The sequence below is a fragment of the Pseudomonas sp. A014 genome (assembly GCF_052378495.1).
Taxonomy (GTDB): Bacteria; Pseudomonadota; Gammaproteobacteria; order Pseudomonadales; family Pseudomonadaceae; genus Aquipseudomonas; species Aquipseudomonas machongensis.
Genome location: NZ_CP199001.1, coordinates 4,445,381 through 4,465,978, shown reverse-complemented (window position 1 = coordinate 4,465,978; position 20,598 = coordinate 4,445,381). Strand labels below are relative to the sequence as shown.

At 63.7% G+C, this 20,598-nt stretch carries 11 protein-coding genes; 4 read left to right on the top strand and 7 right to left on the bottom strand.

Annotated elements, in window-relative coordinates; genetic code table 11:
• Positions 1-84: 84 nt before the first annotated feature.
• Entirely contained in the window at positions 85-1,791 is a 1,707-nt protein-coding gene (locus ACTYOL_RS20690; RefSeq protein WP_444757001.1) for an Hsp70 family protein, read from the top strand.
• On the opposite strand, the gene ACTYOL_RS20685 is transcribed toward ACTYOL_RS20690, so the two are convergent.
• The 4 genes from ACTYOL_RS20685 to ACTYOL_RS20670 all read right to left on the bottom strand — a co-directional run bounded on the left by ACTYOL_RS20685 (position 1,792) and on the right by ACTYOL_RS20670 (position 6,205).
• Complete coding sequence (locus ACTYOL_RS20685) at positions 1,792-4,470, bottom strand: molecular chaperone DnaJ (RefSeq protein ID WP_444757000.1); 2,679 nt, start codon at positions 4,468-4,470, stop codon at positions 1,792-1,794.
• A complete protein-coding gene (locus ACTYOL_RS20680) occupies positions 4,467-5,159 on the bottom strand; it encodes a DUF1266 domain-containing protein (protein WP_444756999.1) in 693 nt (230 codons plus the stop codon). The genes ACTYOL_RS20685 and ACTYOL_RS20680 overlap by 4 nt, the downstream gene beginning before the upstream one ends.
• 69 nt (positions 5,160-5,228) lie before the next feature.
• Positions 5,229-6,005 carry a type I methionyl aminopeptidase gene (gene map, locus ACTYOL_RS20675; RefSeq protein ID WP_200602973.1) on the bottom strand — a complete coding sequence of 259 codons (777 nt, stop codon included), beginning with the start codon at positions 6,003-6,005 and terminating at the stop codon, positions 5,229-5,231.
• Complete coding sequence (locus ACTYOL_RS20670; RefSeq protein ID WP_054890915.1) at positions 6,002-6,205, bottom strand: ParD-like family protein; 204 nt, start codon at positions 6,203-6,205, stop codon at positions 6,002-6,004. Before ACTYOL_RS20670 ends, map begins: the two co-directional genes overlap by 4 nt.
• Positions 6,206-6,540: 335 nt before the next feature.
• On the opposite strand from ACTYOL_RS20670, the gene ACTYOL_RS20665 reads away from it, so the two are divergent.
• From ACTYOL_RS20665 to nirD, 3 genes are all read left to right on the top strand, one after another.
• A complete protein-coding gene (locus tag ACTYOL_RS20665; RefSeq protein WP_444756998.1) occupies positions 6,541-10,569 on the top strand; it encodes a molybdopterin-dependent oxidoreductase in 4,029 nt (1,342 codons plus the stop codon).
• Positions 10,570-10,889: 320 nt separating this feature from the next.
• Positions 10,890-13,442, top strand: coding sequence for a nitrite reductase large subunit NirB (gene nirB / locus ACTYOL_RS20660; protein WP_444756997.1), 2,553 nt, complete (start codon positions 10,890-10,892; stop codon positions 13,440-13,442).
• Positions 13,442-13,804 carry a nitrite reductase small subunit NirD gene (nirD, locus tag ACTYOL_RS20655; protein ID WP_444756996.1) on the top strand — a complete coding sequence of 121 codons (363 nt, stop codon included), beginning with the start codon at positions 13,442-13,444 and terminating at the stop codon, positions 13,802-13,804. Before nirB ends, nirD begins: the two co-directional genes overlap by 1 nt.
• A gap of 561 nt (positions 13,805-14,365) precedes the next feature.
• Here nirD and ACTYOL_RS20650 read toward each other — a convergent pair.
• The 3 genes from ACTYOL_RS20650 to ACTYOL_RS20640 all read right to left on the bottom strand — a co-directional run bounded on the left by ACTYOL_RS20650 (position 14,366) and on the right by ACTYOL_RS20640 (position 20,582).
• On the bottom strand, positions 14,366-14,863 hold the full coding sequence (locus tag ACTYOL_RS20650) for an Imm42 family immunity protein (protein ID WP_444756995.1): 498 nt from the start codon (positions 14,861-14,863) through the stop codon (positions 14,366-14,368).
• 518 nt (positions 14,864-15,381) lie between these two features.
• The gene (locus ACTYOL_RS20645) at positions 15,382-16,044 is read right to left on the bottom strand and encodes a hypothetical protein (RefSeq protein WP_444756994.1); all 663 of its coding nucleotides are present in this window, start codon (positions 16,042-16,044) and stop codon (positions 15,382-15,384) included.
• Entirely contained in the window at positions 16,041-20,582 is a 4,542-nt protein-coding gene (locus ACTYOL_RS20640; RefSeq protein WP_444756993.1) for an RHS repeat-associated core domain-containing protein, read from the bottom strand. The genes ACTYOL_RS20645 and ACTYOL_RS20640 overlap by 4 nt, the downstream gene beginning before the upstream one ends.
• Positions 20,583-20,598 lie beyond the last annotated feature (16 nt).

Below are 20,598 nucleotides of genomic sequence, written 5' to 3'. Positions count from 1 at the left end.
GGCTCATTGCGTCAGAATCCCCCTACACGCCGGATGCAGCCAGCAGGCCGCGCGCCGGCTCTACCTTGCAAGCAGAGACCGACCATGCAGGATGCCAGCACCTCTCCAACGCCCACGCCGTCGACCCCACTGCTGGGTATCGACCTGGGGACCACCAACAGCCTTATCGCGGTCTGGCAGGACGGCAAGGCGCAGCTGATCGCCAACGCCGTGGGCGAGGTGCTGACGCCGTCGGTGGTCAGCGTCGACGACGACGGCAGCATCCTGGTGGGCAGCGCCGCCCGCGCCCGCCTGACCACCCACCCCCATCGCACCGCTGCGGCCTTCAAGCGCTTCATGGGCAGTGACAAGCGCTTCGAGCTCGGCGAGCACCGCTTCACCCCGGAAGAGCTCTCGGCTCTGGTGCTGGGTGCGTTGAAGCAGGATGCCGAGGCGTATCTGGGGTGTGCGGTCAGTGAAGCGGTGATTTCGGTGCCGGCCTATTTCAGCGACGAGCAGCGCAAGCGCACGGTCTTCGCTGCGGAGCTGGCGGGGCTGAAGGTGCAGCGCCTGATCAACGAGCCGACCGCGGCCGCCATGGCCTACGGGCTGCACGAGCAGAAGTTCGAGCGCACCCTGGTGTTCGACCTGGGCGGCGGGACCTTCGACGTCACTGTGCTGGAATACGCCTTGCCGCTGATCGAGGTGCATGCCTCAACCGGTGACAACTATCTGGGGGGCGAAGACTTCACCGAGGCCTTGCTCAATGCCTGCCTGCGTGACTGGAACCTCAGTGCCGAAACCCTTGAGCCCCAGGCGCTGTCGAGCCTGCATGATGCGATCGAGCAGCTGAAACGCGAGGTGGGCGAGGGCAGTCGCACCCTGTACTGGAGCGGCGATGGCCAGGCCCGCGAATGGGTGCTTGACCAGGCCCGGCTACAGTCGATCTGGGCGCCGTTGCTGGCACGGGTACGGACCCCCATCGAGCAGGCCCTGCGTGATGCGCGCCTGAGCCCGCGCGAGCTGGACAGCCTGGTGCTGGTCGGTGGGGCCACGCGCATGCCGCAGATCCAGCAACTGGTGGCCAAGCTGTTCGGCCGCCTGCCGTACCGCCACCTCGATCCGGACACCATCGTCGCTCTTGGTGCCGCCAGCCAGGCAGCCTGCAAGGCGCGGGATTCGGCGATCGACGAGTTGATCCTGACCGATGTCTGTCCTTACACCCTGGGGGTCGCCTCGTCCCGTGGCGAGGACGTGTCCGGGGCCTTTACCCCGATCATCGAGCGCAACACGGTGATCCCCACCTCGCGTGTGCAGCGCTTCTACAGCAGCCATCCGGAGCAGAAAGTGGTGCGCATCGCCGTGTACCAGGGCGAGCGGCCCTGGGTGCGCGACAACATTCTGGTCGACAGTTTCGAGATTCCGTTGCAGCCGACCGGCCAGGTGCAGTCGCTGGATGTGCGTTTCAGCTACGACATCAATGGCCTGCTCGAAGTGGACGTGACGTTCCTCGAAACCGGGCAAAAGCACAGCCACAGCATCGACCGCAGCCCGACCGGGCTGGACAGCGACGCCCGCCAGGCCAGCCACGAGCGCCTGGCGAGATTGAAGATCCACCCGCGCGACGCCTTGCCCAACCGCACCCTGCTGGCCCGCCTGGAGCGCGCCTGGATGCAGAGCCTGGGAGATGAGCGCGACCTCATCGGCAGTTGGCTGGACGCCTTCAATGCCGTGCTCGTTGGCCAGCAGGCCACCGAGATCAGCCGCCAGCGCCAGCAGTTGAGCCAGGCGCTGGACGAGCTGCGCTACTGATCAGGGATGATTCAGGCGCCGCAGGGCCACTTGCAGGCCCAGTTGCAACTGGTCGGGGTCGTCCGGTGAAGGGCCATAGCGGTTGGCCAGCTTGTCGCCGGGTAGCCCCACCAGAAGCAGCGGTGCGAATGGCAGCAGGCGGCTGACGGCCAGCAACCCCACCAGTGCCCAGACGCCCTGGCCCAAGTCGCGCAAGCGCCGCAGGAAGGATGTCAACAGCAGCAACACGACAAGGGTCCAGAGCATCGGGCTCTTGGTCGCGGTGGTCAGCGCCGTGCCCGCCAGCAGCATCACGATCACGTGGGCGATGAGGTCGCTGCGATTGAGGCGGCTGTCCAGGCGCCAGAATGCCCAGGAGGGTACCGGCGTCTGGCTGACACGGGCCATCAGCAAGCGTTCGGCGCGAGCCAGTATCGCCATGCTGGCGCAGCGCAGGCCGGTGTCCTGGTCCGGGTCATCCTTGGCTTTCTGCAGGCGCATCAGGCTGCGGGTGCCTGGCGGGGATGCGGATTTGACCAGGTGATTGAAGGCATCGAGGATCTCGTTGAGCAGCTTGCCGTCGACCTTCTCTTCCTGCTCTACCGCTTGGCGCGGCGGACGTTTGACCTTGCCGGCGATCAGGCCATCGCGCAGCGGGGCGAACCAGGGGCTGTCGTTGTTCATCGCCTCGAGGCGATCGCGCAAGCGGGCGCGCTGTTGAGCATCGAGCTCTGGGTCGTGGTATAGCACTGCGCATAGCAGCATGTAGCCCAGTGGGTGGCCGTCGAGGGTACCGACGTCTTCTTCCAGGCATTCGAGCAGACGTACCGCGCTGGGCAGGCGAGTGCTGCCGAACACGTAACCCAGTGTGTGCAGGCGGCTGGCGACCAGGGCCTGCAGCGGGTCGCGGTCGTCCATCCAGCCGAGCAGGGCATTGTGTTCGTTGAACTGAGCCTGACGGGCGATCAGCACCTTGTGCAGGGGGGCGAACGGATGGTCGCTCGGGTAGGTGAGCTGGGCGGCCAGTTGCGGTGGCGCCAGGTCCAGCCAGCGTTGCGGCTGTTGCGCCGTGGCCAGCATGAACAACTGCTGGCGATGCCAGTTCCACAGTGCTTCGCCCTCGACCATCGGCGGCAGCTCGATGCCGTTCAGTGCCAGTTCTTCCATCAGCACCAGGCCGAATGGCACGGTGAACATGCGGCGCATGTCGAAATGCTCGTTCAGCTCGCCCAGCGCTCGCGGCGAATAAACCCGCATGCGCCGCAGCCACTCGCGGCAGGCCGGGTGCAGTGCGTCGGACTTGAGCGCCTCTGGCAGTTCCACCGGCCCCTCGTCACGTGCGCAATACTCCACCAGTGCACGCGCCACCGGTGAGTGTTCGAGCCAATGCAGTTGCTGCGCCGCCTGGCGCTGGAAGCCTTCGAGGATCAAGGCATCGAGCGGGTCGTTGCCCAGGCGCTCATCGACAATGGTGCGCAGCAAGCCGGCTTCACCGCGTTGCAGGGCCCAGGCCTGCCAATAGCGGCGGTGCAATTCGCGATCGTCCTGGTTGGGCAGCAGCCAGGCGAGCAGCGGCAGTTCGTCGTCGCCGTCCAGGCGCCAGTCGATGTAGGTGGCGGCGATGCCCTCAAGGCCCAGGCGCGAGGCTTCGGACCAGCGCGCCAGTGTCTGCGGCGACTGTGCCGGGCTGCCCAGGACCTGTGCCGGATCGGCCAGGTCGGCGGGCCAGGTGTCGGGCGTGCTCTGCTGGTCGAGGGCCTGGATCAGCAGTGGCAGGCGTTGCGGCTGGTAGCGCGCGCAGAGGTCGAGCAGCCAGCGTTCGGCCTGCGGGTGGCGGTGTTCGCGCCACAGCCGTAGCCAGCAGTCCAGGGCTTGCTGCTCGGCGCCCAGGGCGTCGGCCTGGCGGGCCAGCAAGAACAGCAGGTCGACATCGTCCGGCGCCTGCTGGTGCTGGAGCTGCAGGCGTGCATGCAGGGTGAGGCTGCCGATGCCCACCTGGCTGAACTGTTCGGTCAGACGCTGAACCAGATGCTCGTCGTCTGGGAACGCCACGCAGGTGTGGCACCCGGCGAACTGTGCGTACTCGAACAGCGGGCGCTCCTGATGGTAGTAGCCGAGGCTGCGGAAGTACCAAAGGGTTTCCAGTTGCGCGGCGGGCGACCAGCTTTGCATCAGGCGGGTGTCGAAGGGATCGGGTTCCTCGATGCGCTGCAGGAAGGCCTCTATCTCCTGGGCATCCTCCGGCGCCAGGCGCAGCAACTGCTCGGCCCAGCCCATGCGCTGGGCCAGCAGGCGTGCGCACTGGTACGAGATCGGTCCGCAGTTGCGCAGGTTGTGCAGCAGTCGCCAGCTGAGGTCTTCCAGTTGCTCCAGGGGCAGTTCGTCGAGCTGGGCGATGTAGTCCTGCCAGGCTTGGGGTTCGTAACGGCGAGTGGAGTCTTCGAGCAGTGCATGGAACGCCTCGAAGACTTCGCTGGTGGACGCTTCGCTCTGTCCGTCGGCTGCTTGCTGCTCGGGCGCCGCGCCGGTTTCGGCGTGTTCGCGGGCCAGGCGCTGTGCTTCCTCGTAGGCGGCGCGCAGGGCCTGGAAGCCTTCGGGGTCGGTTTCCGGATGGTGCGTCGGCAGGCGGCCGCGGTAGGCCTGGCGGATGGTGTCGAGGTCCTGGGTCGGCTCGATGCCCAGGCGAATCCAGCAACTCATGACCAGCAGTCCTCTTCCAGTGATGCCGGGCGTTCCGGCTCAGGCAACGGCAGCTCCCAGGGCAGGTCGGCGAGCAGCGCGTTGGCGCCGATCCTCAGGTTCAGGACAATGCAGCGATTCCAGTGTTCGTTGCCCTGACGCTCCAGGTTGGCGGCGAACGTTTCGTCGCTGCTGTCGGAGACATTCCACAGCGCCTTGCCGAACAGGTACCCGGCGATGTAGCTGTCCCAGCGGTTGTAGTAATGGCGGGCGCGCAAGGCCAGGCGATAGTGCAGGTAGAGGCTTTCGTCGCGGCTGATATGGCCCTTTTTCACCCCGGCGCGCAGCAGAAAGCTCATGCGTCCGATGTCCCAGGCGCGGGTTCCGCCCGGGCCGCAGTCGGGAAAGGTGCAGGCGGCGTAGTTGTACTTGACCTGGTCACGTGGTGTCAGCGTAGCGAGCAGTGCCTGCCACTGGCTTGGCAGGCAGCGCTGGAACTGCCAGTAGGCGTTGCTCATCTCGCTGGCGTGGCCGTTGTCGGCCATGCCGAGCACGTCGAGCAACTGAGCACGGGTGCTGATGCCCCAGCCGCTTTCCAGGTCGGTCTGGTCTTCGCCTTCGAAGTATTCGGCGGCGGTGTAGCTGGCACCGTTGAGTGCGGCCATCGGGGCGGAGAGGGCATGCAGCCAATGCTGTGCGGATTCGTCCATGAAGAGTGTCCGGGGCGAGGGGTGTGGCGCGATTGTAGAGAGGCAGCAAGGGGGCCGTCTACGCAGGCCTCAACGCCGGCCTTCTTCCGCTCGCAGCGTCAGCACTTCATAGCCCTGCTCGGTCACCGCGACGGTGTGCTCCCACTGCGCCGACAGCCCGCCATCGCGGGTGATCACCGTCCAGCCATCTTTCAGCGTGCGCGTGCCGCGGGCGTCCTGGTTGATCATCGGCTCGATGGTGAACACCATCCCGGGCTTGAGTTTCAGGCCCATGCCGCGCTGGCCGTAGTGCAGCACCTGCGGCGCTTCGTGCATCTGCCGGCCGATGCCGTGGCCGCAGTACTCGCGTACCACGCTGTAGCCCGCCGCCTCGGCGAACTGCTGGATGGCGTGGCCGATATCGCCCAGGGTGGCGCCGGGGCGCACCTGTTCGATGCCTTTCCACAGCGCCTCGTAGGTGGTGTCGACCAGGCGCCGGGCCTCCTCGCTGATTGCGCCGATGCGGTACATCTTCGACGAGTCGGCGATATAGCCGCCCTGTTCCAGGGTGATGTCGACGTTGATGATCGAGCCTTCCTGCAGCACCTCGTCAACCTTGGGCATGCCGTGGCAGACGACCTGGTCCACCGAGGTGTTCAGCGAATAGGGGAACCCGTACTGGCCCTTGCTCGCCGGGCGCGCCTTGAGCGTCTCGACGATGAAGGCTTCGGCGCGGTCATTGATCTGCATCGTGGTCACCCCGGTGCGGATGAAACCGTCAAGGTCGGCGAACACCTGTGCCAGCAACTGCCCGGCCCTGCGCATCAGTGCCAGTTGCTCGGGGTTCTTGAGTATCACCTCGCTCATTGCAGCAGCTCCTTGAGATTCGCTTGTTCCTGGCGCAGCAGTTGACGCAGCAGTTCCTGGTAGGTGGCCTGGGGGTGCAGTTCGGCGAGCATGCCGATGCGGATCCAGTGTTCGGCCTGGGCGTTGATCGAGCGCGACATCGCGGCGCTGGCGATGCGCAGGTCTTCGTGGAGGTCGTCGCAGATCTTGACGATGCCCATGGGGAATCTTCCTGGTATATGAAACGTATACGGATCATATAGTCGGTTGGGCGTCGTGTCATCTTCTGGTGCGCGGGGGTATCAAGACGGGGCGGATATCGCGTCGATGTTTTCGCGGGGCGACCCGCCCTCTGGGCTGCGCAGGCCTGCGGGTGCGGGTTGCCCGCGCCAAGGCCACCGCCATTGCGCAACTGGCCCGCAAATTGCTGATTCAGCAGCATCCGGACCCCTCAACGCCGAGGGGCCCTACATCTTCACGACAAAGGCGCCGTGTTACCCCGCTTGCCCTGCAGGCCGGGTAGCCGGCGCCTTTTGCGTTTTCAGGGAGACCGCCCATGAGCAGCAGCGAGGTGCGCAGCGTTTGCCCGTATTGCGGGGTCGGGTGCGGCATTGTCATGACCGTGGCCGAGGGCAAGGTGGTCAAGATCAGCGGTGACAAACAGCATCCGAGCAACTTCGGACGCCTGTGCACCAAAGGCCTCACCGCACACCTGCCACTGTCCGCTGCCGGACGCATGGAGCACGCCTTCGTGCGCCAGCAGCGCAGCCAGCAGCCGGTGCGCACCGGCATGGACGACGCCATTGCGCAATCGGCCGCGCGCCTGCGCGCGATCATCGACGAGCATGGGCCGGATGCCGTGGCGCTCTATGTGTCCGGGCAGATGTCGCTGGAGGCTCAATACCTGGCCAACAAGCTGGCCAAGGGCTTTATCCGCACCCGCCATATCGAATCCAACTCGCGGCTGTGCATGGCCAGTGCCGGCAGCGGCTACAAGCAGTCGCTGGGCGCCGACGGCCCGCCGGGCAGCTACCAGGATTTCGAGCGTGCCGAGGTGTTCTTCGTCATTGGCGCCAACATGGCCGACTGTCATCCGATCCTGTTCCTGCGCCTGCTCGACCGAGTGAAGGCCGGGGCTCGGCTGATCGTCGTCGACCCGCGTCGCAGTGCCACCGCCGACAAGGCCGACCTGTTCCTGCAAGTGCGCCCGGGCAGCGATCTGGCTCTGCTCAACGGCTTGCTCTACCTGTTGCACGAGAACGGCCATACAGACATCGACTTCATCGCCCGCCACACCGAGGGCTGGGACGAGATGCCTGCGTTTCTCGCCGACTACACCCCCGAACGGGTCGCGGCCCTGACCGGCCTTGCCGAGGCCGATATCCGTCAGGCGGCTGCCTGGATCGGTGGGGCGTCGGAGTGGATGAGCTGCTGGACCATGGGCCTCAACCAGAGCATCCATGGCACCTGGCACAGCAACGCGCTGTGCAACCTGCACCTGGCCACCGGCGCGATTTGCCGACCTGGCAGCGGACCGTTCTCGCTGACCGGCCAGCCCAACGCCATGGGCGGCCGTGAGATGGGCTACATGGGCCCGGGTCTGCCGGGCCAGCGTTCGGCGCAGGTGGCGGGCGACCGTGCGTTCGTCGAGCAGCAGTGGGGCCTGGCGCCGGGCGCGCTGCGCAGCGAAGGCGGTGAAGGCACGGTGGCGCTTTTCGAGCAGATGAAGGCCGGGCAAGTGAAGGCCTGCTGGATCATCTGCAGCAACCCGGTGGCCAGTGTCGCCAACCGCCAGCAGGTGATCGACGGCCTGCACGAGGCGCAGTTGGTGATCGCCCAGGACGCCTTCCTCGACACCGAGACCAACCGCCATGCCGACATCCTGCTGCCGGCCGCGTTGTGGGCCGAGGGCGAGGGCGTGATGATCAACAGCGAGCGCAACCTCACCCTGATGCCGCGTGCGGTCGCAGCGCCCGGCGAAAGCCTTGAGGATTGGCGCATCATCGCCCGCATCGCCTGTGCCATGGGCTATGCCGAGGCGTTCAGCTATGCCGATGCCGAAGCGGTGTACGACGAGATCCGCCGCTTCTGGAATCCCGCCACCGGCTATGACCTGCGTGGCATCGGCTACGCCGAGCTACGCGACAAGCCGCGCCAGTGGCCAAGTGCGCCCGGGCGCGCGGACGACCGCAGCCCGCTGCGCTATCTCAACGACGGCAGCAGCCAGGCGCTGCTGCACGATGCCCAGGGCGAGCGCCCCGCACTGGCCTTTCCCACGCCCAGTGGCAAGGCGCGGTTCTTCGCTCGGCCCTGGCTGGCGCCGACCGAGCTGCCGGATGCCGACTTTCCGCTGGTGCTCAACACCGGCCGCGTGCAGCACCAGTGGCACACCCTGACCAAGACCGGCAAGGTGCCGAGCCTGAACAAGCTCGAGCCCGGCCCCTTCGTCGAGATCAATCCCGAGGACGCCCGACGCCTGGGCATCGCCGACAAGGATCAGGTGGCGATCCGCTCGCGCCGCGGCCAGGCCGTGCTGCCGGCACGCATCAGCGAGCGGGTGCTGGTCGGCAACTGCTTTGCCCCTTTTCACTGGAACGACCTGTATGGCGAGCAACTGGCGATCAACGCCGTGACCTGTGACGCGGTCGATCCAACTTCCCTGCAACCGGCCTTCAAGCATTGCGCCGTGACCCTGGAGCGGGTTGCAGGCGAACGCATCGAGGCACTCGAGCTGCCCTGCGCGATTTCTACGGAGTCTGCCATCATGCCCACCGATACCCTGTCTCGCCTGCTGGGGCTGGACAGCCTGCCGGCCCCCGTCCTGGCGGACGAGGAGCGTCGTTACCTGCAGGGCTTTCTGCTCGGCCTTGGGCAGGCGCGCGCACCGGGGGTGCCCAGCCTGCCGCCCGGTGCGCCGCTTGCGCCTGCCAGTCGTTTGTTCGTCGATGGCTTGATCGCCGGCCTGTTCGCCCAGCCGGTGGTGGCGCCGGTCGCCATGGCCGAGGTTGCCAGGCATCGGGTGCTGTGGGCCTCGCAGACCGGCAATGGCGAGGCGCTGGCCGAGCGCTGTGCGGCGCATCTGCGCGAAGCGGGCCTGGCCGTCGAGCTGAGCTGCATGGATGCAGTCAGCCCCAGCCAGTTGCGTGGCGCCGCCAGCGTGCTGCTGATCACCAGTACCTTTGGTGACGGCGATGCGCCTGACTGCGCTTCGGCGTTCTGGCAGGCGTTGCAGGGCGAGGAGGGGGCACAGTGTGCGGCACTGCCCTTCGCCGTGCTGGCGTTGGGTGATTCCAGCTACGACCAGTTCTGCGGTTTTGGCCGCAAGCTCGACCAGCGTCTGGCTGAACTGGGCGGCCGACGTCTGCTCGATCGGGTCGATTGCGAACCGGATTTCGATCCATCGTTCGTCACATGGCTGCAGGCGTTGTTGCCGCTGCTGGGGCCGACGGCCGCTGCGCAGGTCACAGCCAAGCCGGCGCCAGTGTTCGGCAGGCAGCAGCCCTGCCTGGCTCCCATCATCGAGAACCGTGTGCTCAATGCGCCCGGAGCGACCAAGGAAACGCGCCAGGTGGTGTTCGACCTGCAAGGCACCGGGCTGGTCTACGAGGCAGGCGATGCGCTGGGTGTCTGGCCGCGCAACTGCCCGGCGCTGGTCCAGGAGCTGCTCGAGCTGATGGGGCTCGATGGCGAGAGGCGCGTGCAACTGCCCGACTTGCCGACGATGCCGTTGGCCGAGGCGATGGAGCGGCACCTGGAGATCGCCCGGGTCACTTCGCAACAGCTTGCAGCCTTCAGCCAGGCGCCGCAGGCCGGTGAACTGCGTCGGTTGCTGCTGCCCGAGCACAAGGCCGAACTCACGGACTGGCTGTGGGGGCGGCAGTTGGCCGATGTGCTCGCTGCCTTCGCGCCGCAACTGTCACTGGAGCACTGGTTGACTCTGCTCAAGCCCTTGCAGCCCCGCATGTACTCGATCAGCTCCAGCCCCAAGGCCCATCCACAGCAGGTGCACCTGACCGTTTCAACCGTGCGCTATGGCCAGCGAAAGGGCGTGAGTTCAAGCTTTCTCGCCGACCGCGCCGAAGCGCTGGAGGTGGCGATCTTCCCGCAGGTTGCGCGGCATTTCCGACTGCCGGACGACGATGCCACGCCGCTCATCATGGTTGGCCCTGGCACCGGTATCGCGCCGTTTCGTGCCTTTCTCGAAGAACGCGAAGCCCGCGGTGCGACCGGCGGCAACTGGCTGTTCTTCGGTGAGCAGCATGCTGCCTTCGATTTCTATTACCGCGAGCAGTTGCAGGCCTGGGAGGCCAGCGGTCATCTGCGCCTGAGCACGGCGTTCTCGCGTGACCAGGCCGAGAAGCTGTACGTGCAGCAGCGCATGCTCGAACAGGGTGCCGAGCTGTGGCAGTGGCTGGAGGCGGGGGCGTACTTCTACATCTGCGGCGATGCCCAGCGCATGGCCAAGGATGTCGATGCCGCGCTGCGCCAGGTCGTGGCCGAGCACGGGCGGATGAGCGCCGAGGCGGCGGCGGTTTATGTCGAGGGGTTGAGCAAGAGCAAGCGTTATCGACGCGATGTGTATTGAGTGCACCGGGATGGGGAGCGGTGCACCGGCTTGAGGCGGTGCAGCGTGCGGCGCTCTCGCGCGGCAGGCCCGCTCCTGCAGGTCGCGCAACGCTGCATCCCCTGTTGGCGTGGGCTTGTCCCGCGATAGTGCCAGCACCGATTGCACCTTGGCACGCTCCCTGCTTTTAACGATTTACAACACAGCCCCACTGATCAACGGCGATCAACAGGGGCCTCACACTGATGAGTACAGGCAAAGGCGCCTGGAGCTTCGGCTCCAGGCGCCTTTTTTTGTCTTTGCGTCGGGCAAGCCCCGCACACCGTGATCGAGGATCGGCTATGAAGGCAACAGCGAACGGCGGACAACGAGAGCGACTGGTCATCGTCGGCAACGGCATGGTCGGTCATCACTTGGTCGAGCAACTGATCGAGCGCGGCGCCCTGGCGCGCTTCGAGCTGCGCGTGTTCGGCGAGGAGCGCCAGCGCGCCTACGACCGTGTGCACCTGTCGGAATACTTCGCCGGCAGCAGCGCCGAGGCACTGGCCATGTGCGAGCCCGAATTCTACGGTCAGCACGGCGTGCACCTGCACTTGCACGAAGCGGTACTGGAGATCGACCGCACGCTGGGTGAAGTGGTCACTGCCCAGGGCCGCTACGGTTACGACCGACTGATCCTCGCCACCGGCTCCTACCCGTTCGTACCGCCGATCGAAGGCTCCACCGGTACCGCCTGCCTGGTCTACCGCACCCTCGACGATCTTGACGACATCCGCGCCTCGGCCGCCGGCGCCCGGCGTGGCGTGGTGGTCGGTGGCGGGTTGCTGGGCCTCGAGGCCGCCAATGCGCTCAAGTCGCTGGGGCTGGAGGCTCATGTCGTGGAGTTCGCGCCACGGCTGATGCCGGTGCAGCTCGATCATGAAGGGGGCGCGGCCTTGCGTGCGCAGATCGAAGCGTTGGGTGTCGGCGTGCATCTGTCTCGCGCCACCCAGTCGATCGACCCGGGCGAAGAGTATCGCCACCGCATGAAGTTCGATGGTGGCGAGTACCTGGAAACCGACCTGATCGTGTTCTCTGCCGGCATCCGTCCGCGTGACGCCCTGGGGCGTGCCTGCGAGCTGGAGATCGCGCCGCGCGGCGGTGTGGTCATCGACGGCAACTGCCGCTCCAGCGATCCACGGATCTTTGCCATCGGCGAGTGCGCGTCGTGGAACGGCAGCGTGTTCGGCCTGGTTGCTCCAGGCTACAGCATGGCCCGCAACCTTGCTGCGCTGCTGGTCGGCGAGGCCAGTGCCGAGTTCACCGGTGCCGACATGTCGACCAAGCTCAAGCTGCTGGGGGTCGATGTCGGCTCCATCGGTGACGCCCACGGCGCCACTCCAGGCGCGCGCAGCTACCGCTATATCGACGAGGCCAACGCCAGCTACCGCCGCCTGGTGGTCGACGCCAGCGGCAAGCGGGTGATCGGCGCGGTACTGGTCGGCGACAACAGCTACTACGACACCCTGCTGCAGTACGTGCAGAACGGCATCGCCCTGCCGCAGGATCCGGCGGCGCTGATCCTGCCGCAGAGTGGCGGCGCGCCCACGCTCGGTGCCGATGCCCTGCCCGACAGCGCGACCATCTGCTCGTGCCACAACGTCAGCAAGGGTGCGATCTGCGCGGCCATCGACAGTGGCTGCGCGGACCTGGCGGCGGTCAAGGGCTGCACCAAGGCGGCCAGCGGCTGTGGTGGTTGTGCGGCGCTGCTCAAGCAGGTGTTCGAGCATGAACTGACCGCGCGCGGCGTGACGGTCGACAAGAGCCTGTGCGAGCACTTCGCCTATACCCGCCAGGAGTTGTATGCATTGGTGCGTGTCGAGGGCATTCGAACCTTCAACGAATTGCTTGAGCGCCACGGCAAGGGGCATGTCGGTTGCGACATCTGCAAGCCGACCGTGGGCTCGATCCTCGCCTCGTGCTGGAACCAGCCGATCATGGATCCCTCGCTGGTACCGCTGCAGGACACCAACGACACCTTCATGGCCAACATGCAGAAGAACGGCACCTACTCGGTGGTGCCGCGCATCCCAGGTGGTGAAATCACCCCCGACAAGTTGATCGTGATCGGCCAGGTGGCAAAGAAATACGACCTCTACACCAAGATCACCGGCGGCCAGCGCATCGACCTGTTCGGCGCGCAGTTGCACGAATTGCCGCTGATCTGGGGCGAGCTGATCGAGGCGGGCTTCGAGACCGGCCATGCCTACGGCAAGTCGACCCGCACGGTGAAGTCGTGCGTGGGCAGCACCTGGTGCCGCTACGGCGTGCAGGACAGCGTCGCCATGGCCCTGCGCATCGAAGACCGCTACAAGGGCCTGCGTTCGCCGCACAAGCTCAAGTTCGCGGTGTCCGGCTGCACCCGTGAATGCGCCGAGGCGCAGAGCAAGGATATCGGTGTGATCGCCACCGACAAGGGTTGGAACCTGTACGTTTGTGGAAACGGTGGCATGCGCCCGCGCCATGCCGAACTGTTCGCCACCGATCTGGACGACGACACCCTGATCCGCCTGATCGACCGCGTGCTGATGTTCTACATCCGCACCGCCGACAAACTGCAGCGCACCTCGGTGTGGCGCGAAGGCCTGGACGGCGGGCTGGACTATCTCAAGGCGGTGATCCTTGACGATAGCCTCGGCCTTGCCGACGAGCTGGAAGCGCAGATGCAGCATGTGGTCGACCGCTACGAATGCGAATGGGCCAACGCCCTGAAAGACCCGGAGAAGCTCAAGCGCTTCCGCACCTTCGTCAACGACCAGCGGCCTGACCCGGATGTGCATTTCGTGCGTGAGCGCGAACAGCGTCGACCGGCTACGCCGCTGGAGTTGATCCCTACTGTCGAGGAGCTCGTTTGATGAACCTGTCCAATGCTGTCGTTGCACCACAGGATACCTGGCAGTCGGTGTGCCGGGTCGATGATCTGATTGCCGATTCGGGGGTGGTGGTCTGGCTCGACGGCGAGCAGGTCGCGCTGTTCTACCTGCCCGGGCAGGAGCAGACACTGTATGCCGTGGACAACCGCGACCCGCGTTCCGGGGCCAATGTTATCGGGCGGGGATTGATTGGCAGCCTGCAAGGCGAGCTGGTGGTGGCGGCGCCGTTGTACAAGCAGCATTTCAGCTTGCGTGATGGGCGTTGCCTGGAGGATGCGGGGCAGCGGTTGCGGGTGTGGCCGGTGAGGATGGAACGGGGGCAGGTCGAGATTCGCTGTTTCTAGCAGGTATGGCTCCTGCCCGGCCTGTGCAGTACCTGTGGGAGCGGGCTTGCCCGCGAACACCGGCGAAGCCGGTGCCATCTACCGCGGTGTTTGCTTCGCGGGTAAACCCGCTCCCACAGGTACCGCGTAGACTTCGGGTCTGGCTCACTTTTGCAGGTCCTTGGATAAACGTGGCTCCACGGCTTTCAACTACCGCTGCGCGCACATTTGGCTTGAGGGGCACTCGCGGGAGCGTTGGTTTCAACGGCTGTCCTGAATCATAAGTCCTGCCACCTCACTCTTAGCGAATTGATATTGATGGTGAGTGTTCGCCTAAGTGATCCGGACATGATTTCGCATGAGATCTCGTCCTCGTCAATCGAAAGGCAATGCAGCCCGCTGGCGTAATTGAACGCCAGAAGCCTATCGTCAAGATACAGCGATGTCGAAACAGTACCGTCCAGTGAGTAGACCAACTCCAATCGGAGGAGCCCTGTGCCGAGCTTGCAACTCCATTGTGCATACTCTGGATCGAAATCTGCGACGAGCCCGAGCACCTCGAGCAATGTGGTTTCGAAAGAACTAATCATGGTTTTTGGGCGGGCTGAAAAAATTTATCACATCGTTCAGTGTGTTTTTTACGTATCCAGGAGGTAGGAAAATTTCTCGCACCACGTCATCGTCATGAGCTCTCCAAATGACCCGGTCCGTTGTTTCAAGCATGAGCAGAATCACCACATCGCCATCAAGGCATGGCGTCAGGTTCAGTGACAGGAACAGAGCACCAATTTTGCGAGAATCAATCCAGTTTTGAGCGTGCTCGTACCCTTGCTCGATCTGGGAAAGCACGGCCGATTTGTCCAGATTTCTTAGGGAGTCAGCGTAATCGAGATCATAATCTGCGAGTTTGACGTTGACCATGTTCAAGAAGGTGTCGATCTGCGTGATTTCTTCGTTGGCCCCGATGAGATGGTTGTCTAAAAAAAGGTTCACGGCCATCCAACCTGACTTGAAGCTTGGTGCGCAGGTCGAGCAACAGACTGAAAACAACTCTTTTTTCCCCGCATTATAGTAGCTCATGCTACCGGCCTTTTTTCGCATCGATGAGTGGACAGAACAGAGTGCGAACCATCGCCACGATTCAAATTCCTTTTGATGGCAGAGCCGACCTGACGATGTGCATTTCGATGGCGTGCTCATCGTCGCTCAGCGATATGATGAAATCCGGATCAGTAAGGCCAATTGAGCGTCGTAGCTTTTGTCGAGTCTGAATAAACTTCCTAGGAATGCACCAAAATCGTACCCGTAAAAATTTAGGCCTATTCTGTTTTCGAAGAATATCCAGAATTCAAATTCTTTGTATATGTTCGAGGCATCAGTTATGGCCGATATGACTTCATTTGCTTTCGTTGGGTGAGGCAGTAAGCGTCCATCTGCCTTCTCAGCGACAGCGTGCATGTAATTAAACGTTTCTCTATGCCAAGAGAAATCGTCTGGTCGCAGGTGTTTGAGTTTACAGGACTGAATCCCAAGAAGGTGTGAAGCATATTTTTGTGCTCTGAGAGTTAGTAGTTTGTTGCTAAGTGTCTTATCCATTTTTATGTGTGGGTGTTCTTGGGTGTTTGCGGATTGTTGTTGTCTTTGTTTAGTGGGTCAAACTTTTGCGTTTTTATTCTTTTTAGCATGTCGTATTTCTTAGGGTGCTCGCGCTCAAAGGTGTTCACGGCGCATTCGTCAAGTTTTTCTTCTTCGTATGCCCAAGAGATTAAATATTCCTGCAGGTGCCTGCTCAGGTTCAAATGTGCGGGCGTGAGGTTTGAAAGTGATAAGCTATTGGGCTCGGCCTGTCTTATCAGGTGGCGTGCACTGAGTTTGGCAATCATCTCAGTATCGGTGTCTGAGATTTTTGCTAGAGCACTCATGTCTTTATACTGCGCGAAATCAGAGATTCGTGAGAGTGCTACAAGTTCATTCGAAATCCATTGACTGATCAGCGTGGCGCGCAATGGTTTTTGTGCTATCGATTTCAATAATGTAATTAGAGTTTCAGATGAGTCGATAAGAAAAACAAGTGTGTGATTGATGAAGTAGTTTGCGCAGGCGTTGACTTCGGTGCCCGCCGGTCGGTTGGCTTGAGCCGAAAGTGCAAAGGTCAGGATTTCTGAGAAGAATTGCTTATCGTGCCAGAGGTTGTTGACAGCTTTGTGCTCACGGTACAGTGATAGGAGTGTTTCCTGAACATCTCTACTGGTATTTTTCACAATGAACACCCTCCTTTAATGCCTCTGGCGCCTGGCTTGAATGGCCGTCCACCTACAATTCCACCGCCTACCTTACGAATATAATTAGCGATGCGCTTTTCTGCCTTTCGTAATTTGCTGATGACCGAACGATCCTTGAGCAGTCCTGCTGCCTTTTTATTTACTTTACCGTCTAGCACAGTGCCGTCAGCTTTAACTTTCCCCACCGACTTACCCCCTTCTTCAATGTGGAAGTGGATAGGGTCGGCGTGCTCTCGACCTAAGTCATCATAGTAATGCACGATGCTAGTATTTCCGTCCGAAGCAAGCACCCGTCCTGGTAGGGTCGGGCTAGTGCTGAGACCTAGAGGATCGATCCAGGCAAAAGAATTTGCAGCATATCGGTACAGGTTGTAATCCGATAGCAACCCAATCGGATCCTGCTGCGTAAACCGCCCCACCTCCGGATCATAGAACCTGAACGTGTTGTAGTGCAGCCCCGTCTCCCGGTCCAGGTACTGCCCCTGGAACCTCAGGTTCTGCTGACGGTTCTGCCCGGCATGGTGCCATTCTTCCCGACACTTGCCCCAGGTCTCGAACTCACCTTGCCACACGGTCATGCCGTTTTCATCGGTGAGCTGCTCGGGCAGCCCGGCGAGGTTGGTGTGGAAGTAGTGCAGCAGTTCGGCGCCGGGTGCGCCGTCGAGGCGGGCGAGGGGTTCGTAGCTGTCGCTGTCGGCGTAGACGTACAGGCTGGGTTTGTCGTCCTGGATTTCCTGCAACAGGCGCAGACCCTGCCAGAGGAACAGCGTCTGGCTGGCGGGGGTTGGGTGATCGTTACGGTACAGGCGCTTGGCGATCCTGCGCCCCAGCGGGTCGTAGTCGAATTCCACCCGCTCGTGCACCGGCCCGCGCTGCTGGTGTACGCGTACCAGGCGGTGCTCGGCGTCGTAGTCGAAGCGCTGGATCAGGTGCGCGCCTGTACGTTTTTCGCTGAGGCGGCCGAAGCGGTCGTAGCGGTAGCGCTTGTCCTGGTAGACCTTTAGGCGGTTGTGCCGTACGTAGCCCTTGATCGGGTAACCGTCGAGCAGGTTGCCGGCCTTGTCGTAGCCGTAGTGCTCGACCTGTTGGCCATTGCGATGAGGCAGTGTGCGGCTGGCGCCATGGATGCGTTCTGTGGGGCCATAGTCGTAGCGAACCTGACCGCGCTGGACATTGCCGCTGGCGTCGGTGCCGAACAGGCGACCAATGATCTGGGCGTGCGTGGGCGGCTCGCCGTCGCGGGCTCGCTGACACTGGATGAAGTCCTCGCCGATCAGGTTGTCACTGTCGTCATAACGATACTGCTTGCTCAGCAGGGCCAGGCTGCCGGGGCCTGCGCCCTGTACATGCAGGGCTTTTTCCAGCAGGCGCCCGGTGCTGTCGTAGCGGGTCCGGGTCTGGATCCGGCCTTGTGTGCGCAGGACTTCGGCATGCAGCTCGTCGCGCTCGAAATCGCAGATCACCCGGCCGTCGAGGTTGAGCTGATGCAAGTGGCCGCTGCCGTAGTACAGATGGTTGAGGCGTCGGCCATCAGGCAGGGTCAGGGTCTGCAGGTTGCCCAGTTCGTCATGTTCGTAGGCAAGCCGGCCCGCTTCACCGGTTTCACTCAGCAGTTGCCCGAGGGCGTCATGGCTGAAGGCGAGCCGTTTTGGCTCTCCCTGCAGGTTGGTGAAGGTGATCGCCAGCAGGTTGTCGGCGAGGTCATATTCGTAGTCGGTGACGCCGTCGTCGGTGCGCTTGCGCAACAGGCGCCCGGCGGCGTCGTACTCGAAGTATTGCGACTGTATCGACGCTTCGGGTTCCGGCGGGCTGCCGGGGAACGTCGGCTCGGCGTCGCGGGCCGGGTGCAGCCTCGCCTCGATGACATTGCCCGCTGCATCGTAGCGATAGCTGTGACCGCCGCCATCGAGGTTGTGCTGGGCGGCCAGGCGGTCCAGGGCATCCCAGTGGAAGGCGTAGTGCTCGCCGTTTTCGTTTTGCAGACGCTGCAGGCGGTCGTGCGCATCCCAGGCGAAGCGAAGGGTGAGCCCCATGGCGTCGGTGCGTTGGCTGAGACGCCCACGCTCGTCGTAGTGCCATCGGGTGAGCTGCTGCCCAGGGTCGATGTGCTGGGTCAACTGCCCCGACAGGTTTACCTGGTAGCGGTCGACGCGCCCGTCGGCGCGGGTGCTTTCCAGCAGGTGGCCACGGGCGTCGAAACGATAGCGGGTGCGGTTGTTGCGGCCGTTGAAGACTTCGCTCAGGTGACCGCGCTCGTCATAGCGCCAGAGGGTGGTGCGGTTGGAGCAGTCGCTGTAGCGAATCAGTTGCCCTCGGGCGTTCCATTCCAGCTGGCGGGTCTTGCCCTGTGCATCGATGACCTGTTCCACCCGGCCTTGTCGATCGTGACGGTAGCGCGTGGTGCGCCCCAGTGGGTCGGTGGTACTGATCAGATTGCCGCGGGTGTCGTAGGCATTGCGATAGGTGCGGCCGGCGCCATCGCTGATGTGCGTGGGCAGCGCCCAGTGCTCGGTGTAGGTGGTGCGCTCGCAACGCCCTAGCGGGTCGTGGCTTTCGATCAGGCGCCCGAGTGCATCGTAGTGGTATCGCCACTCGGCGCCTTGCGGGTCGATGCTCGCCAGCAACTGGCCCTGGACGACCTCTTCCTGCCAGCGCTGGCCCAGTGCATCTATGTAGACCAATACCTCGTGCAACGGGCCCCACTCGAAATGTTCCTTGCGACCGAGGCTGTCGGTGACCTCGGTATGACCCAGCGCCAGGTCGTAGTGGAAGTGGTAGTCTTCGCCGTCTTCGCTCCAGTGACGGATCACCCGCCACTCATGGTCTGGCTGCGGCTCGAGCAGCGGCGGCAGGTTCGGTGTCGGACGAGGGACGGCGGCGAAGCGCTGCCACTGGTAATGGAAGGTCGCACCGCTGGCCAGGGTGTGACTGGCCATCAGGCCTTCAGGGGTATAGCTGAAGCGTCGCAGCACCTGGCCGCCCGGCTCGTGTACTTCGCTCAGTTGACCGGCAGGGGTGTAAGTGTAGGTGGCGAGGGTTTCACGGCGTTCGACCACAAAGTCGTTGCCCTCGCGCAGGAACAGACGTTGCACCTGGCCGACGCGGCGAGCATACACGCTGTCGTAGAGCAGTTCGACCACCGTGCGGCCAAAGGTGTCGACCAGGTACTGCAGGCGGCCGTCGTTGTCGTAGAGCAGGTCAAGGCGGTTGAGGTTGCGATCCCCCAGTTGCACCAGGCGTGAACGACTCGGGTCGTGCGGGTCGGTGCGCAGCACCTGGTACTGGCCGCTGTAGATGTCCTCGACCACGGTGATGCCGGCATCCTGATGGAAGAACGCCAGGCCGTCGAGGCTGCTGACCAGCGCGCTGCCTGGCTGCAGGCGCCCCAGTTCGATACGCGTGCCTTCCTCGTCGACATAGATCCACAGCTCGCCCCCTTCAGGGTGGGGGACACGCTCGATGCACACTTCATAAGGCAGGCTCCAGCCCAGGCCGAATACGCCGTCGCCGCGCGTGTCGTTACTGTCATAGCGCCGGGCCCACTCGATCGGCAGCAGGCCGGGGAGGGCGAAATCCAGGTCGTCAGGGCCATCGAGCAGCTTGGCACCGCTGGAGACGATCACCGGATGGCCCTTGCACTTGGGAATCATCGACTTTGGCTTGGGTGCCTTGCCCGGGCGTGAGCGGGCCTTGCCGCCCCGGCGCGAGAGGAGCATGCCGGCCACGATGCCGATGATCTTGGCCAGCGCGCTCTTGCCGTCGCGGATGTCGCGTACGGTCAGGGTACCGCCGCCGATGCGTACATTGGGCGAGAAGGTCATGCCCACTGGCCCGTCGCAGGTGGTCTTGTCGCCCACCCGCACGGCGGGCTGGCCGTTGATGAAGACCTTGTCCGAACCCTGGGCGAGGAAGTTCTTGGCCGGGTGCTTGCTGCAGGTGACGGTATCCTCGCCCCTCTCCTGGGTGCCGGGATCGGCGGGTGTGGTGATCGGCGGGTTGAAGATGCTGGCGATGTCCTGGGCCATGCCGATGATCGGGAGCATCATCGAGGCGCCCAGCATGGCGTAGGCACCGACGTTTTCCAGGATGGAGGGTGGTTCGGGGTTGTCGGGCGAAGCCTCGACGCCCAGGCTGATGCCGGCAGCACGGGCAGCGGGCACGCCATTGATATGGACGTTGGCGGAACCGGTCAGGATCGCGCCATAGGGCTCGGGCGGGAACAACGAGTTGCCGACCCAGCCACTGAAGTCGGAAATGTGTTCGCCGATGCTCTTGTCGCCGCCGCCGGGCAGCGAACTGGCCGCGCCTACCAGCAGGCCGGCGGCCACCGGCACCAGTGCAGCCGCCGCACCGCCGGTGCCGATGGTGGCGGCGACGGCGGCGCCCAAGGCCGCACCCACTGCGGCCGTGGCGGCCGCATAGACCACCGCCTCGGTCAGCGCGCTGGTGAGCTCGGCCATCAACGGTGGGTGCAGTATCAGGTCGTCCTTGCGGGCGGCGTGGAGGTCCTGCGCCATGAATCCGGGCTTCCTT